The 15,884-nt window shown below is 62.2% G+C and carries 18 protein-coding genes; 15 read left to right on the top strand and 3 right to left on the bottom strand.

The window, feature by feature from the left end; translation table 11 throughout:
- Window positions 1-834, bottom strand: a complete 834-nt coding sequence (locus HMPREF3162_RS06380; protein WP_070572741.1) for a PAC2 family protein — start codon at window positions 832-834, stop codon at window positions 1-3.
- A 67-nt stretch (window positions 835-901) separates the two neighbouring features.
- Here HMPREF3162_RS06380 and HMPREF3162_RS06375 point away from each other — a divergent pair, with 67 nt between their 5' ends.
- On the top strand, window positions 902-1,561 hold the full coding sequence (locus HMPREF3162_RS06375; protein ID WP_256278245.1) for an HAD family hydrolase: 660 nt from the start codon (window positions 902-904) through the stop codon (window positions 1,559-1,561).
- Here HMPREF3162_RS06375 and HMPREF3162_RS06370 read toward each other — a convergent pair.
- A complete protein-coding gene (locus HMPREF3162_RS06370) occupies window positions 1,539-2,351 on the bottom strand; it encodes a RecB family exonuclease (protein ID WP_070573022.1) in 813 nt (270 codons plus the stop codon). The two genes, HMPREF3162_RS06375 and HMPREF3162_RS06370, sit on opposite strands and share 23 nt — an antisense overlap.
- A 69-nt stretch (window positions 2,352-2,420) precedes the next feature.
- On the opposite strand from HMPREF3162_RS06370, the gene HMPREF3162_RS06365 reads away from it, so the two are divergent.
- Genes HMPREF3162_RS06365 through arc form a run of 3 tightly spaced genes read left to right on the top strand, consistent with a single transcriptional unit; the run spans window position 2,421 to window position 6,342 of the window.
- The gene (locus HMPREF3162_RS06365) at window positions 2,421-3,593 is read left to right on the top strand and encodes a site-2 protease family protein (protein ID WP_070572744.1); all 1,173 of its coding nucleotides are present in this window, start codon (window positions 2,421-2,423) and stop codon (window positions 3,591-3,593) included.
- Between the two features lie 54 nt (window positions 3,594-3,647).
- Window positions 3,648-4,682, top strand: a complete 1,035-nt coding sequence (locus HMPREF3162_RS06360; RefSeq protein WP_070777304.1) for a tRNA (adenine-N1)-methyltransferase — start codon at window positions 3,648-3,650, stop codon at window positions 4,680-4,682.
- Complete coding sequence (gene arc, locus HMPREF3162_RS06355) at window positions 4,675-6,342, top strand: proteasome ATPase (RefSeq protein ID WP_070777293.1); 1,668 nt, start codon at window positions 4,675-4,677, stop codon at window positions 6,340-6,342. The genes HMPREF3162_RS06360 and arc overlap by 8 nt, the downstream gene beginning before the upstream one ends.
- A 21-nt stretch (window positions 6,343-6,363) precedes the next feature.
- Here the strand turns inward: arc and HMPREF3162_RS06350 are convergent, their stop codons facing one another.
- Entirely contained in the window at window positions 6,364-6,750 is a 387-nt protein-coding gene (locus tag HMPREF3162_RS06350; RefSeq protein ID WP_070572749.1) for a DUF3054 domain-containing protein, read from the bottom strand.
- A gap of 32 nt (window positions 6,751-6,782) precedes the next feature.
- Between HMPREF3162_RS06350 and dop the strand changes: the two genes are divergently transcribed.
- The 11 genes from dop (at window position 6,783) to tatC (ending at window position 15,880) form a co-directional block, all read left to right on the top strand.
- Entirely contained in the window at window positions 6,783-8,324 is a 1,542-nt protein-coding gene (gene dop, locus HMPREF3162_RS06345) for a depupylase/deamidase Dop (protein WP_176747342.1), read from the top strand.
- Window positions 8,325-8,329: 5 nt separating this feature from the next.
- Window positions 8,330-8,527, top strand: a complete 198-nt coding sequence (locus HMPREF3162_RS06340) for a ubiquitin-like protein Pup (protein ID WP_070777291.1) — start codon at window positions 8,330-8,332, stop codon at window positions 8,525-8,527.
- The gene (gene prcB / locus HMPREF3162_RS06335; RefSeq protein WP_070572754.1) at window positions 8,524-9,327 is read left to right on the top strand and encodes a proteasome subunit beta; all 804 of its coding nucleotides are present in this window, start codon (window positions 8,524-8,526) and stop codon (window positions 9,325-9,327) included. The genes HMPREF3162_RS06340 and prcB overlap by 4 nt, the downstream gene beginning before the upstream one ends.
- Window positions 9,324-10,010: a proteasome subunit alpha gene (gene prcA, locus HMPREF3162_RS06330; protein ID WP_070777289.1), complete on the top strand. Its 687-nt coding sequence runs from the start codon at window positions 9,324-9,326 to the stop codon at window positions 10,008-10,010. Before prcB ends, prcA begins: the two co-directional genes overlap by 4 nt.
- The gene (gene pafA / locus HMPREF3162_RS06325) at window positions 10,007-11,467 is read left to right on the top strand and encodes a Pup--protein ligase (protein ID WP_070777287.1); all 1,461 of its coding nucleotides are present in this window, start codon (window positions 10,007-10,009) and stop codon (window positions 11,465-11,467) included. The genes prcA and pafA overlap by 4 nt, the downstream gene beginning before the upstream one ends.
- 75 nt (window positions 11,468-11,542) lie before the next feature.
- Entirely contained in the window at window positions 11,543-12,463 is a 921-nt protein-coding gene (locus tag HMPREF3162_RS06320) for an FKBP-type peptidyl-prolyl cis-trans isomerase (RefSeq protein ID WP_070572758.1), read from the top strand.
- Between the two features lie 12 nt (window positions 12,464-12,475).
- A complete protein-coding gene (locus HMPREF3162_RS06315; protein ID WP_070572760.1) occupies window positions 12,476-12,850 on the top strand; it encodes an FKBP-type peptidyl-prolyl cis-trans isomerase in 375 nt (124 codons plus the stop codon).
- 2 nt (window positions 12,851-12,852) lie between these two features.
- Window positions 12,853-13,869 (top strand): helix-turn-helix transcriptional regulator, encoded by a 1,017-nt coding sequence (locus tag HMPREF3162_RS06310; protein WP_070572761.1) that lies wholly within the window; start codon window positions 12,853-12,855, stop codon window positions 13,867-13,869.
- Window positions 13,862-14,788 (top strand): WYL domain-containing transcriptional regulator, encoded by a 927-nt coding sequence (locus tag HMPREF3162_RS06305; protein ID WP_070572763.1) that lies wholly within the window; start codon window positions 13,862-13,864, stop codon window positions 14,786-14,788. Before HMPREF3162_RS06310 ends, HMPREF3162_RS06305 begins: the two co-directional genes overlap by 8 nt.
- Before the next feature lie 16 nt (window positions 14,789-14,804).
- Window positions 14,805-15,077 (top strand): twin-arginine translocase TatA/TatE family subunit, encoded by a 273-nt coding sequence (tatA, locus tag HMPREF3162_RS06300; protein ID WP_070572765.1) that lies wholly within the window; start codon window positions 14,805-14,807, stop codon window positions 15,075-15,077.
- Complete coding sequence (gene tatC, locus HMPREF3162_RS06295; RefSeq protein WP_083304037.1) at window positions 15,074-15,880, top strand: twin-arginine translocase subunit TatC; 807 nt, start codon at window positions 15,074-15,076, stop codon at window positions 15,878-15,880. Before tatA ends, tatC begins: the two co-directional genes overlap by 4 nt.
- Window positions 15,881-15,884 lie beyond the last annotated feature (4 nt).

Genomic DNA, 15,884 nt, shown 5'->3' with positions numbered 1-15,884 from the left:
TTAACGGTCCTCTTCGCGGCGGCGCAACAGCTTCTCGAATTCGCGCGCAATGTCCTCGCCGTCGTGCGCACCGGCGAGGTCGTACTCTTCTTCCATCATCTTGATGCGCTTGGCCAGTTCGGCGTCAGCTTCTGCAATCATGTCTACCCCGTCAGACCACGCCCTGGCGGCTTCTGTCAGATCATCGGGCTCAAAGGTGGTGCCGATGACGTCTTCGAGTGCAGACAGAAGCGCCAGACCTGCCTTGGGTGAGGGCGACAGCGCAGCGTAGTCAGGCACTGCGCACGTCAGGGTGATTGCCGGAATCCCCGCCTCGACCATAGAAACGGCAAGCGCGTCCTGCAGATTCGCAATTCCCTCGTATTCCTGCTGCTGCACCCCCGGGCAGTTCACGATGCCAGGGTCCTCTGAGGTCAGCCGCACGGGCAGGCTGCGCGTGTGGGGGACCGCGGCCGGCTCTGAGGCCAAGAAGATGACGACATCGCTGTCTGGATCCAGTGAATCCAGCAGGTCTTCGATGAACTCCTCCCACATGTCGAGGGGAGTCGGACCGGACACGAGCAGCATGTTCAACGACCTGTCCGACCGCTCAACTGAGCCTTCTATTCCGATGACGTGCGGGTACACAACAACGGGCTTGCCATCGGGGCGGACGATGAAAGGCGGATGCTTCTCGCGGTCGTAGCTTTCGGCCACGCTGAGATCGACCAGGCGGCCGTCGTCTATGTGATGTTTGAGGACGTCGATCACTACGGCGGCCGCATCGTCGGGGCTGTTGGGCCCCTGCAGGCCGATGACCACAGCCTGACCGCCCTGACTGGGAAGAAATGCCATGTCGTCAGCCTAGCCGCGTTCACCGGGGCGTTGCTCTTAGACCATACGCAGCTTTTAGGGTTGAGGCATGGAATTCTCTGGAGTCCTGTGGGATATGGACGGCACAATCGTCGACACCGAACCGTACTGGATTGAAGCCGAACACCGGCTGACCGCTCAGTACGGTCTGCCGTGGTCTGAAGAAGAGGGGCTGAAGCTCGTGGGCAATGCTCTGAGCGTGTCCGCCCAGGTGTTCATCGACCTCGGCGTACCGCTTGAGCCGCTGGAGATCATCAACCGTCTAACGCAGGACGTCATTGCCCAAGTGCAGCAGCGGGTGCCGTTCCGTCCCGGTGTGCGAGAGCTGTTCGGGCAGCTTCGCCGGGTCGGCATTCCGTCGGCAATGGTCACGATGTCGTTTCGGCCCTTGGCCGACGCCGTTGTCGCCAGCCTGCCCGAAGGCACCTTCGATGCGGTCATCACCGGAGACGAGGTGGAGCACGGCAAACCGCACCCGGAGCCCTACGAGGTGGGTGCGAAGGCTCTGGGCCTGCGTGCTCAGGAATGCATAGCGATCGAGGATTCCCTCAACGGAGCCCTCTCGGCATCAAGCGCAGGGGCCCGCACTCTCGTTGTGCCGTGCCACATTGATATTCCAGACGACCCCCGCTGGTCGATTGTTCACAGCCTGGAGGGCCTGTCCCTCGAAGACTTTGCGAAGGCGGCTACCTGCCGGCAATCGAAGTGATCTCCGGCGTTTCCGGCGCCCGGCCTCCCCAGGCTGGGCATATGTCCTTGAAATGACACCACCCGCACAGGGGTGATTTTTTCGGCCGCCAGGTGTCGGTCAGGGCCGCCTGCACGATGTCGTCCCAGATGTGCAGGATTTCGTCTTCCGTCCGCTCGATGTCTGTCATCTGCGGCCGCATGGCCTTAATGGTTCCGGAGCCTAAGTACATAAGCTGCAGTGTGTGGGCCAAAGTGCCGTCCGTGCGGTGTTTGAGGACGCCGTAGAAGCGCATCTGGAACTCCGCTTCCCGGGAGTATTGGGGTTTGGGCTCTTTGCCGGTCTTGTAGTCGACAAGCCGCACTTCGCCTCCCGGGGCCACATCGATCCTGTCGATGAATCCGCGCAGCAGCAGGCCATTGTCCAGTTTGGCCTGCACAAACTGCTCTCGTCCGGCCGGCTCCAGACGGTCGGGCAGTTCGAGTGTGAAATAGCGGTCCACCAGCTCGCCTGCCTGAGCGAAGAGCTTCAGTCGGGAGGGTTCGTCAGGGAAAAGCTCAGCGAGCTCCGCGGCGTTCTTGTCTGCAAGCTCCCCGAAGCTGGGCGCTATGAGGGAGCGCGCAGCGGCGGCGGTCCTCTCCTCGGCTGGCAGATCAAAGAGCCCCTCGAGAACAGAGTGGACGAGCGTTCCTTTGAACGCCGCTTCACTCGGCGGTTCTGGCAGCTTGTCGATTGTGCGGAAGCGGAACTTCAGCGGGCACGACACGAAGTCATTGGCGCGCGAAGGTGAAAGAGCATTGAGCGAGACCATGAACACAGCCTAGTAGGCACGCGGGCGCAGGTCGCAGTGTTTCTGCGTCTGCCGGTTATGATGTCGCATATGGCACAAGCGAATGCTAGCAAGGACGGCACCGCCGGCGGCCTCGTGATCGGTCGCGCCCTCGGTGCGCCCATTGTGCTGTCATGGACGTGGTTTATTGCCGCGATTCTCATCACGGCCCTGCTGGCGCCGTTCATTCGCACCCTGTCACCCAGCATGACCATAGCAACGTCGATGTTCGTCGCGTTCCTCTATGCGATTCTGCTTTTCGCGTCGGTCTTCCTGCACGAGTTCGCTCACGGTGTTGCCGGCACGCTCGGCGGGCAGAAGGTGTCTGTCATCGAGCTCAACGTGTGGGGCGGCTTCACAAAGTTCGAACCGAAGATCGATGACGACTTCAAGCGCACCTCGATGACGAGCTTCTACGTTTCGGTCGTCGGACCCGTTGTCAACATCATTTTGGCGGCAATCGGCTGGATCGGCATGAATCACTCCGACGGGGGCAGCGTGCTGTGGCTGCTGTGCGCCGCACTGACGTTTGCCAACGTGGCACTCGGCGTGATCAATCTGCTGCCCGGCATTCCGCTCGACGGCGGTTGGGCGCTGCAGGCCCTTATCTGGCGGTTCACCGGCAGCCAGTTCCGCGGCACCGTGATCGCAAGCATGATCGGCCGGATCGTTGCGGTCGGATTCGTCCTCGGCGCCATAGCCTATCCCTATATGACAGGGGCAAAGCCGGATTTCGTCACCATCATCTGGACGACTGCCATCGCGGTGATGCTGTGGGTCTCAGCCGCCGACGCCGCCGCACACGCCAAGCGCGCCCGCCGCATGGAAACCTACGACCTCGACCAGGTCATTCAGCCTGCTATCGCAGCCGCCTATGACGCGGATGTCCAAGAAACGCTGCGCGCTGCCGATGCCGCGGGCAAGGGCAGCGACCCTGCCCTCGTCGTCATCCTTGACCGTTCCGGACTGCCCAACGGCCTGCTCAAGCGACAGCTGGCCGAAAGGTCGGCAACGACCGTCGGCGGGCCGGGAGCGGCCGTCGCCGGAGACTTCTCCAGCCCGCTGGGGGCTTGGATCGGCGTGCCCCGGGGAATTTCCGCCCCGCACCTGCTCGAATCGCTCACCCACAGGCCCAAAGCCCAGTTCTGCCTCATCATGGAAGGCTCTTCGCTCGCCGGCATCATCGACCTGCAGGAGTTCTTCCACGAACTTCTCGAAGACTGAGGCCTGACACGAGGGGCGTCTGAGGCAGAGACCACCCGGCTAGACTGGTCAATCATGAGCCACGAATCTGCACCCGCTCCGGCCGGAGCTGATGACCGTCGCGGTCTTCTCAAGGCAGGGGACAAGGTCCAGCTGACCGATTCCAAAGGCCGGATGAACACGATCGTCCTCAAACCCGGCGGGGAGTTTCACACGCATCGGGGCATCATCTCCCACGATGACATCATCGGAGGCCCCGACGGCACGACGGTGCGCAACTCCGTCGGCGTCGAGTACCAGGTGCTCAAGCCCCTGTACTCCGACTTTGTTCTGTCTATGCCGCGCGGTGCGGCCATCATCTATCCAAAAGACGCAGCCCTCATCACGGACTTCGGCGATATCTTCCCCGGAGCGCGTGTCGTTGAGGCCGGTGTGGGCTCGGGAGCTCTCACCATCGCCCTCCTGCGAGCTGTCGGCGATTCCGGCAGCGTGCACTCCTTTGAGCTGCGCGAAGAGTTCGCCCAGATTGCCGAGGGCAATATCTCGGATTTCTTTGCAGGCCCACACCCCGCGTGGAATATCACCGTGGGGGATCTCGCCGAAGAGCTCCCCAAAGCCTATGGCCCAGGCGAAGTCGACCGCGTTGTGCTTGACATGCTTGCCCCCTGGGACTGCCTGGACGCTGTGACAGAAGCCCTCGTTCCCGGCGGTGTGCTCATCGTCTACGTTGCGACCGTCACTCAGATGTCGCGCACCGTGCAGGCACTGCAGGAATCAGGCGACTACACCAAACCGCACGCTTTGGAATCAACGGTCCGCGACTGGCACCTGGACGGTTTGGCTGTGCGACCCGAGCACCGCATGATAGGCCACACGGGGTTCCTCGTCTTTGCTCGCCGCGTGGCTCAGGGGACGACTCCGCTGCGCCGGACCAAACGAGGTCAGCAGGCGCCTCCGGATCAGCGCGACCTCGATGTCTGGTTCGGTCCCGAAGTCACAGACGAATCCGTTGGGGTCAAATACCCCACAGCGAAGAAGATCCGCCGTTCCGTCCGCGAGGCGGGTTCCCGTCTCGACATTCTCAGCAGCGAAGGAGAGCTCAATGGATGATTCGACAATGCGACAAGAACTGTCGAAAGTCCGCCAGGACGCGGCAGGCCTCCGACAGCAGCTGTTTTCAGCTTCCCAGCGCAACGAACAGCTCAGCACAGCTCTGAAATCCGCACGTGCGGAACTCGACCGTCTCAAGACCGAAGCTGAGAGGATTGCAGAACCGCCCAATTCCTACGCGGTTGTGCTCGGCACCGTGCGCGATGGCGATGTTGTCTTCGCCGACGTCCACTACGCCGGCAGGCCCATGCGCCTGTCTGTGAGCACCGAGGTTCCTCTGCGAGAGCTCACACCGGGCCGCCGCGTCCGACTGACCGAGGGCCTGGTGATCGTGGAGGCTCTCGGCTTCATTGACGAAGGTTCGGTTGTGACAGTGCGCGAACTCATTGACGACACGCGAGTGCTCGCCGCAACCTCAACCGACGAAGAGCGCGTCGTCACACTCGCCCAGCCACTGCGCGACACCCGGGTTCGGGTGGGCGATTCCCTCGTCTTCGATTCCCGCAGCGGCCTCGTTGTCGAAAGACTCGAAAGGGCCGAAACAGCTTCGCTCATGCTCGAAACAGTTCCGGACATCTCCTATTCCGACATCGGCGGTCTATCCGCCCAGATCAGCGAAATCCGCGATGCCGTCGAACTTCCCTTCGAACACCCGCAGCTGTACACCGAACACGGCCTCAAACCACCCAAGGGAATCCTGCTGTACGGACCTCCCGGCAATGGAAAGACCCTCATCGCCAAAGCCGTTGCGAACTCACTGGCCCAACGCCGCGGCGGGGAGAACACCCGCTCCTACTTCCTCAACATCAAGGGCCCAGAGCTTCTGGACAAATACGTCGGCGAAACCGAACGCCAGCTGCGGACCATCTTCGCCCGCGCCCGCGAAAAGGCCACAGCGGGTTCACCCGTGGTCGTCTTCTTCGACGAAATGGAAGCACTCTTCCGCACTCGCGGAACCGGCAAGTCCTCCGATGTCGAAACCACGATCGTTCCCCAGCTGCTGACCGAGATCGACGGAGTAGAACAGCTTGACAATGTCATCGTGATCGGCGCGTCCAACCGCGAAGACCTGATCGACCCCGCGATTCTGCGCCCTGGTCGTCTCGACGTGAAGATACGCATTGAGCGCCCCGACCGGGATGGCGCCAAGGACATCTTCAGCAAATACCTGACAGAACAGCTGCCGATTGCCGAGTCCGAGATCACGACGACCAAGGCGGCCGCCGTGGACAGCCTGATCGAACGCTGTGTTGAAGAAATGTACGCACAGACCGACCGCAACCGCTTCGTCGAAGTCACCTACGCAAACGGCCGCCGCGAAATGCTCTACTTCGCCGAGTTCACCTCGGGAGCCATGATCTCCAATGTCGTCGACCGGGCGAAGAAGCGCGCCATCAAGGCCTACCTCGACCTGGGTGAGCACGGCATCACGTGGGATCACCTCTACCGGGCGATTCGCGAAGAATTCAGCGAACACGAAGACCTGCCGAACACCACAAACCCGGACGAATGGGCCCGCATCTCCGGACGCAAGGGCGAAAGGATCACCCACCTGGTCCTGGCTGCCGATGTCGCCGACCGCGAGAGCCGCACAGACACGGCTGCCGAGAGCGACACCTCGTCAGTTCAGACCGCACGCGGAGACAGCAGCCTCATCTGAGGCGATGTCTGCCGGTTAGGATCAGCCTTTGGCTGATCGCCCGCCGACAGCGCGGGCGATCACACGCCAGCCCACGAGGGTCAGGAAATTCATCGCGGAGGCAACGATGATGAACGGTCCGGCGATTCCCGCCCCGAACGAAAAGCGGGTGATCATGCCAACCAGAACAGTCGTCGACCAGATTGCGACGCCGGTGCGCATGGGCGCCAGGGGAGCAGTCCATGCGGCGCTGAGGATCCACGCGCACGCAAGGCCTACCAGGAACGGCCACGATGTCTGAACAACTCCGTCGAGCGTGAGAACCTGGGCGTGGGTGTAGAAGCCGACAGCCGCAAAGGCAACCACCAGGACGATGTCGGCTGCGAGGGCGGTCAGGATATGAGAAATACGAGAAGAACGCTTAGCCACAGACCAAAGTCTACGAAAGGCAGTGAGGCACAATGATCACCGTCCAGCGGATCATGGGCTCCGAAACCGAGTTCGGCATCGTCGCCGTAGGCGGTCGCCCGCAAGCCCCCATGCGCGACTCCGCGCGCGTCGTCGACGCCTACGCTGGGCCTCGCGGTCTGAAATCCGCCCAGAGCTTCTGGGACTTCGGCTCAGAAACGCCGCTGGCAGATGCCCGGGGCTTCCTCATGAACCTGGCCGATGCACACGAATCCCAGCTGACTCACCTGCCGCAGGAACAGCCGGAAGCGCAGTACCTTGCCAATGTGGTGCTGGAAAACGGCGCGCGCCTCTACGTTGACCACGCTCACCCCGAATATTCATCGCCCGAGGTCACAAACCCCCGCGACATCGTCACGTGGGACCGCGCAGGGGACCGGGTGGCCGAAGCGGCGGTGCATCAGCTGCTCTCAACAGGCCAGCCGGTCGACCTGTACAAGAACAACACCGACTCCAAGGGAGCGTCTTACGGCACACACGAGAACTACCTCGTCGACCGCAATGTCGAGTTCGAAAAGATCACCGAGGGCCTGCTGCCCTTCTTCGCCACCCGCCAGATTCTGTGCGGAGCCGGCAAAGTGGGCATCGGCCGGGAGGGTGAAGCGCCCGGCTTCCAGATCTCCCAGCGGGCCGACTTCTTCGAAGAGTGCGTCGGCTTGGAGACGACCCTGCGCCGACCCATAGTCAACACCCGCGATGAACCGCACTCAGATCCCGTCAAGTACCGGCGCCTGCACGTGATCATCGGCGATGCGACACTGGCCGAAGTCGCCACGTTCGTGCGCTTCGGCTCCACCAGCCTCGTGCTGGGTCTGATCGAGCAGGGACTGGCGCCCGAAATCGAACTGGCCGATCCCGTCACCGCCCTGCAGACGGTGTCCCACGACCTCAGTCTCAGCGCACCAGTGGAGTTGACCGACGGTTCGACCATGACGGCGCTGGAGATCCAGCGCGCGTTCTATGCGGCGGCCGCTAAGGCAGCAAATCCCGATGACGAGCAGACCGCTCAGGTGCTGGCCGAATGGGATCGTCTGCTCACCGGTCTTGCAGCCGATCCCATGACGCTTGCGGACTCGATTGACTGGGTGGCCAAGCTGTCGCTCATGAACGGCTATCGGCAGCGCGAAGGACTCGAGTGGGACAACCCCAAGCTGGCCCTCATCGACGTCCAGTACACCGACGTCCGCCAGGAGAAGGGACTGTTCTATCGGCTGGAACGTGCCGGACGCTTCCGCCGACTGACGACCGATGACGAGGTGCGGCGGGCCATGACGACACCACCGGATGACACGCGCGCCTACCTGCGCGGCACGGTTGTCGACAGACTGCGCGATGACCTGGTTGCAGCCAGCTGGGAGTCAATCGTCATGCGCCGCGGCGAATCCGCCGTCAGGATCCCCATGAGCGAACCGCTCAAGGGCACGCGCGCTCTGCTGGAAGACCGGCTGAGCACAGCTGTCGACACCGAATCGCTGTTGGCGGCACTCGGGGTCACTACAATCAAAGACAACAACACTGACGACTACGGGATGTGAGCACAATGGCTGGTCAGGATCAGATCCACAGGCACTCGGGCGGAGGAGAAGGCCCGGAAGAACCCGGCGACCTGGGTCTCGGCGGCGGCCAGGCCCAGATCAACACGCAGGGGCTTGACGACATCCTCGATGACATCGACTCCGTTCTGGAGACCAATGCCGAAGACTTCGTGAAGAACTTCGTGCAGAAAGGCGGACAGTGACAGGACTGTCAGCCGCCTACCTCAGCACCGCTTCGAACTCGTTCGTTGAGTTCGCACGCGAAGTCGCCCCGCACGTGCTTCCCTCTGCGCAGGCAGCGGCTGCCGAGAACATCGCCCCGCACGCTACGACTATCGTCGCGCTGACAACGGCCGACGGTGTTCTCATGGCCGGTGACCGCCGGGCGACAATCGGCTCGCTCATCGCCAGCCGGACGATGGAGAAAGTGCACAGGGCCGACGACGGTTCAGTTGTCGGCATCGCCGGCACGGCGGGCATCGCACTTGAGCTCGTCCGACTCTTCCAGCTTGAACTTGAGCACTACGAAAAGATCGAGGGCACGGTCCTCTCCCTCGACGGCAAAGCCAACCGGCTGGCCTCGATGCTGCGAGCCAACCTCGGTTCCGCGCTGCGCGGTCTGGCGGTGGTGCCGCTGTTTGCCGGGGTTGACCAAAAAGCGGACGGTGATACTCCCGGCCGGATCTTCTCGTTCGATGTCACCGGCGGCAGATACGAAGAGCAGGACTACCACTCGGTGGGCTCCGGTTCGACTTTCGCCCGCGGTTCGCTCAAAAAGAGGTGGAAGCCAGGCCTCAGTGAAGGTGCCGCAGTCGAGGTCGCGGTCGAGGCGCTCTTCGATGCCGCCGATGACGATTCCGGAACTGCCGGACCGGACCTCATCCGTCGAATCGGACCGACCATGATGGTGGTTGATTCCGAGGGAGTGCGTGAAGTCCAAGCCGACGTCATTCTGGCTGCCGCGGCCGATGTCGCCGCACGGCGAGGAGGCGGTTCCGCATGAGCATGCCCTTCTATGTTTCACCCGAACAGCTGATGAAAGACCGCGCGGAGTTCGCCCGGAAGGGCATTTCACGCGGGCGCTGCGTCCTGGTTGCCCGGTGCTCAGACGGGATCGCACTGATCGCAGAGAATCCGTCAACCACACTGCACAAGATCGCCGAAATCTACGACAGGATCGGCTTTGCCGCGGTCGGCAAGTACAACGAGTTCGAATCACTGCGCCAGGCCGGTGTTCGCTACGCGGACCTGCGCGGCTATTCCTATGACAGGGCAGATGTGACCGCCCGGGGTCTGACAAATGCCTACGCTCAGACGCTGGCATCTGTCTTCACAACGGAATCCAAACCCTTTGAAGTCGAAATCATCGTCGCCGAACTCGGTGTGGACCCCGAAGGCGACAGAATCTACCGACTGTCCTATGACGGTTCGGTTGCAGACGAAGCCAGTGCCGTGGTCATCGGGGGAGACTCCGAAGCCCACGGCCGGGCGCTTACTGACATCGACACATCGGCTATGACGAGTGCAGAGGTTCTGCGGTGGGCAGCCAGCACCCTGGGTGCCGAAGGCCCGATTCCCGCTCAGCACATCGAAGCGGCTCTGCTTGACCGCAGCGCCGAAGGACACAGGACCTTCCGCCGACTGAACACAGAAGCTGTCAAGCAGATGCTCGGGGGAGAAGCATGAAACGCATCTACGGCATTGAGACCGAATACGGTCTGACCTATTCAGCCAACGGGGGCCGCCACCTGGGTCCGGAGGAAACGGCGCGCTACCTGTTCAAACCGGTTGTCAGCCGATTCCGTTCGTCGAACGCCTTCTTGGCCAACGGCGGTCGCCTCTATCTGGATGTCGGCTCCCACCCCGAGTACGCGACGGCGGAGTGCTCTTCTGTCGATGAGCTCATCGCCCAAGAAGAAGCCGGAACCCTGCTTCTGACCCAGAACCTGGAAATCGCTCAGCGTGAACTTGCCGCCGACGGTTTGACCGGCACGGCACACATGCTGAAGAACAACCGCGACTCGGCTGGAAATTCGTTCGGCAGCCACGAAAACTTCCTCGTGCGCCGCACCATGGACTTCACGCGTCTGACAACCTCGCTTCTGCCGTTCCTCGTCGTCCGCCAGCTCATCGCCGGGGCCGGCTGCGTTATTCCCGCCCGGGCCAGCACCGATATGCCCGCCGCTGATTCCCAGAGGGCCTCACTCAGCGGCCACGCCACCAAGGTCGAGACCCTGCACGGCGATGTTGTCTACGGCCTGTCCGGCCGTTCCGATGTCATGTGGGAAGGCGTGTCCTCAGCGACAACCCGGTCCAGGCCGATCATCAACGCCCGCGACGAACCGCACGCTGATGCTGAAAAGTACCGCCGCCTGCACGTGATCGTCGGCGATTCTTCAATGTCGCAGACCACCACGGAGCTCAAAGTCGGCTCCGCCGGCCTGGTGCTCGACCTACTCGAATCCGGTGTGCCGCTTGCCGACCACACTCTGCGCAATCCCATTCGGGACATTCGCACCGTGGCCCGCGACCTCACCGGAACAGCCCAGCTGGAACTGCGTTCGGGCGAAACGACAACCCCGCTTGGGCTGCTGAGCTTCTACTGGGAGCACGCAGCGAAACTTGCAGACAGGGGCGACCACAGCCTCGGCTCCGACGACACAGCCCGGCGAGTGCTCGATCGCTGGAAGCGAGTGCTCGAAGCCGTTGAGAGCGGAGATTTCAGCTCGGTCGACACGGAAATCGACTGGGTCATCAAAAAAAAGCTCTTCGACCGCTACGTCGAACGTGAAGGCCTGAGCCTGAAAGATCCGAAGATCACCCGGCTCGACTACGCCTACCACGATGTCACCCCCGGCATCGGCCTGTTCCCAAAACTGGAACAAGCCGGCTTGGCCAGGCGCGCTGTGCCGCTTGAAGCTTCCCAGCGGGCAATGGCAACACCACCACAGAGCACCAGGGCCAGACTGCGCGGCGAATTCATCGCGCAGGCCCTGGAACATCGCCGTGACTTCACCGTCGACTGGGTGCACCTGCGAGTCAATGACCAAAGCCAGAAGGCCGTGGTTCTCCGAGACCCCTTCGCGACTGAAGACGACAGGGCCCGCACCTTGACAGAGGCCTTTGCCGAACCTGTCATCTGACCTCACCACCACTCAGGCAAGCCCCAGACTGGCCCCACTAGGATTGGCCAGAGCTATCGAAAGGGATGTATCTACGTGCGCAGACAGGTGATCGGCACAGCCGCCATCGCAGCTCTTCTGCTGACCGGCTGTTCGAATGGCGACGATCAGAAAGCCGACGACACAGCCACCCAGCAGGTGCAGGATGCCAAGACTACGAGCCTCGACAAGGTCGAGGTCAACGGTGAGGACGGCAAAAAGCCGAAGGTGGAGTTTGAAGCTCCTTTCGCCGTTGCAAAGGCTGAATCCAAGGTCTACAGCGAAGGCGACGGGGACGTCATCAAGGACGGTGATCAGGTCACCGCCCACATGACGACGATTGACGGCAGCGATCCGAAAAACCTCCAAAGCACCTACGACCAGGGCAAACCGTCTGGTTTCCCCATGGACAATGACCAGGTTGCCAAAGAACTCGTCGATGCCCTCGTCGGCCAGAAGGTCGGTGCCAGGGTGGGGCTGGCCACGCCGGGCGAAAACGGCCCGAGCGTCCTGTACGTCATCGACATCGTCGAAACCGGAAAGCTCAAGACCCGCGCTGAGGGCAAGGAGCTTCCTCAGAAGAAGGACCTCCCGCAGGTCAGCCGGGACGACAAGGGCAAACCGTCCATCAGCAAGCCCAAGGGCGACCCGCCGAAGAAGCTCATCGTCGAGCCGACGATTGAAGGCGACGGCCCAAAGGTCAGCAAAGACCAGGAAGTCACCGTGCAGTACTCCGGCTGGACGTGGGATGACCCTTCAAAGACCTTCGATTCATCCTGGGATCGCGGCCAGCCTGCGACCTTCCCCCTTGACGGTGTGATCAAGGGCTGGACAGAGGGACTTGCAGGCCAGAAGGTCGGTTCGCAGGTGCTGCTCATTGCACCGCCTGACATGGCCTACGGGGAAGCCGGCAGCCCACCGAACATCGGCCCGAACAAAACGCTCGTGTTCGTCGTCGACATCCTCGACGCAAACTGATTGGAGTACCTCGTGTCCCGCACAAAACCCGAAGTCGAGTTTCCCGGCGACACCGCCCCGGAAGAACTCGAGATCATCGACGACATTGAGGGCACCGGCCGTGCTGTTCAGGCCGGAGACACCGTCAGCGTCAACTACGTCGGCGTGGGCTTTTCCACCGGCGAACAGTTTGACGCCAGCTGGGACCGCGGCCAGCCGCTCAACTTCCGCGTGGGCGTCGGCATGGTCATCCCCGGCTGGGACCAGGGCCTGCTCGGCATGAAGGTCGGCGGACGCCGCACCCTGCGGATTCCCTCCCACCTGGCCTATGGCAGCCAGGGCGTCCCCGGTGTCATTGCGCCGGGCGAAGCACTCATCTTCGTCTGCGATCTTGAGAACATCGCCTGACAATGGCCGACCTCGACCGTCCGAAGACCGGCCGCGCGCGTCGACAGACTGAACGCCTGCTCAACCTGCTCATCGCGCTGCGGTCGGTTTCCGGTTGGATCGACCGCGACGTACTTCGCCAAACCATCGAGGACTATCGCGATAAGGACGACGCTGCCTTTGACCGGATGTTCAACCGGGACAAAAAGGCGCTTCGGGATCTGGGCATAGAGATCAGCACGACCGACTGGTCTGACCCCTTCACCGGTGAATCCGCCTACGGATATCGGATCAGCGACGAAGACTACCTTCTGCCTCCCATTGACCTGGGCCCGGAAGACATAGCGCTTTTAGCGGCCGCTGTTGACGTTGTGCGCAGCTCGGCCGTTTCCGGCGCGGCCCTCGCTGCCGTGAACAAGCTGCGAGGACAGGCCGCACAGCCGGCTGCCAGCCTCGACACCGACGCAGCCTTTGACCTGCGCTCTGTGGATGACCGCTACGCCGAAGTGATGGAATATGTGGCTGACCGCCGACCCATGCGCTTTCAGTATCGAAAACCCGGGTCTGTCCCGCAGCGCCGCGAAGTCGTCGGCTTCTGTCTACTGACCCGCGGCGAAAAGACCTATGTTGTCGGCTATGACCTCAACCGGCGGGCACAGCGGGCGTTCCGACTCTCCCGCATTGTCGGGCGCATCACACCCCTTGGCGATTCGCTTCGCAGTGCCGTGCCGGCGGATTTCACTGTAGACCCCCGCGCGGTGGGGGAGTCCGTACACCCAGCAGAGGTTTCGCAGAAGGCCGTGCTCCGCCTCGTACCCGGCAAGGGCAGGCCACTTCGCCACCGGGGCGCAGAAACTGCAGACGGAACCTACGAGGTGCCGTTTGCTGATCTGCAGAGCTTTGCCGAGGAACTGCTGGGCTATGGCGACAGCGTCAGCGTACTCGCACCGCCGGAGCTGCGAGAGGCTCACAGGAAGCTCGCTCAGCTGACCTTGGAGAGCCTCATCGCCCTCGTGGACGGAAACCGCGCTCATGTGTGAAGCACGGCAGCGGCTGTCGCGTCTGCTGGGGTTGGTCCCCTTCATCACTGCTCATCCCGGCGCCCGGCTGGAAGAGCTGGCTTCGCATTTCAACGTCTCCGTCGAAACGATCGAAGACGACCTTCAGCTGCTGTTCGTCAGCGGTCGCCCCGGCCACATGCCGGATGATCTCATCGACGCTCGCTGGGGGCCGGACGGCGTGTACGTAGACAACGCCGCGGAGGTTGCGGCTCCGGTCCGGCTCAGCGCTGCCGAAGCCGCAAGCCTCGTTGTCGCTCTTGACTACCTGCAGGCTGCAAACCCAGACGTCGACGGCATTGAGGACCTGCGGGCAAAGCTGCAGTCGGCCGACCGTTCGACAGAACCGGTTGTCGATGTTCCGACTGTCCCGGAAGATCTTCGCCGTGCCCTGCAGAGTGCTTCTGCTTCCGGCACGCCGATCGTGATTGACTACTACGTCGCCGCTCGTGACGAACTGACTCGCCGAGTCATTCGTCCGCACGAACTGCGCCTGGCCGGCCGCTGGTATCTCGATGCCTTCTGCGAAACCTCCGGGGGAGAGCGCACATTCAGCGTCGACAACATCGAATCAGCCGCACTGGCAGAAGGCGACAGGGAGATTGTGCCCACACCACAGGAAGCGGAAGAGCCGACCGACTACCGGTTCGGCTTTGCCTCCGCTGCCGCCTGGATCCTCGACGAGTTTGCCTTCCGCGATGTTCAGTTCGACGACTCCGAAGGCTGCGCCTACGGCACCATTACCGTCTTTTCGGAAGCGTGGCTGGATCGCCAGATGCTGCGCTGGGGTCGCTGGATCCGCTCCGCAGATCCAGTGCCTGCACTGAGCAGCTCGCTTGGCACTCTTGCGCGTGTTATCGAACATGCCGGACAGGACGAGTACACTGGTGGGGCACGCTGAGAACTAAGGAGCACATGTGAGACCCGGAATCTGGCAAATCGTCATCGTCGTTCTGGTGATCGTTCTGATCTTCGGCGCTTCGCGTCTGCCCGGTGTTGCCAAGAACGTCGGCAAGTCAATGAAGATCTTTCGCGATGAAATGAAGGACTTCGGCAAGGACGAACCCACGGTCTCGGCTCCCAAGGACCCCGGTTCCATCGAATCTAAGAGCGCACAACCCGGCACTTCTGACAGTGCCGAGGACCGCGCATCTGCTTACACCGAAGCGGACGACGACAAGCGAAAGTGAGCCCGCGCAAGCGCCTGCCGCTGAAGGGCAATCCGCAGAAGCGGATGAAGCTCCTCGACCACTTTCGGGAGCTTCGCAACCGGGCGATAGCGGCCGCCGTTGCTCTGCTGATCGCCTCTGTCATCGGCTGGTTCCTCTACGACAGTGTTCTCGGAGTTCTCCAGAAGCCCCTGGATGACATTGCAGCAGCAGAAGGCAAGACCGCGATGCTCAACTTCGCTGGTGTCGTGTCGCCTTTTGACATGAAGATCAAAATATCGATCTTCATCGGCATCATCCTCTCTTCACCCGTATGGCTCTACGAGATCTGGGCGTTCATCATGCCCGGTCTGCACCGCAAGGAGAAGCTCTACACCGTGGGTTTTCTCGGCACTGCACTCCCGCTGTTCTTGGCGGGAGGGGCGCTGGCGTTCTTCGCTCTGCCCAATGCTGTTCGCACTATGGGCGGCCTGGTGCCTCAGGGAACGTCGTACATTGTGCCGGCGCAGGACTACCTGTCGTTTGTCACCGTTGTCATCATCGCCTTCGGGGCTGCGTTCGTCCTGCCCGTCCTCATGGTGGGGCTCAATATGCTCGATCTTCTGTCAGCCCGCACGATTCGGAGGTCTTGGCGGTGGCTGGTGGTGCTGGTATTCGTGTTCGCCGCAATCGCAACGCCGACCCCGGATGCCGTGTCCATGTTCTACCTGGTCGTTCCGATGCTGTTCATGTTCTTCCTGGCGTGGCTGATCTGCGCGATCATTGACCGCGGTCGCAAACGGCGCCGGATTGCCGACGGCACGTGGGTCGAACCGATCGACTGAGTAG

The sequence above is a fragment of the Brevibacterium sp. HMSC07C04 genome, assembly GCF_001815905.1.
Lineage (GTDB): Bacteria > Actinomycetota > Actinomycetes > Actinomycetales > Brevibacteriaceae > Brevibacterium.
Note: the sequence above shows the minus strand (reverse complement) of the source record. Positions and strands in the feature narration are given on the sequence as shown.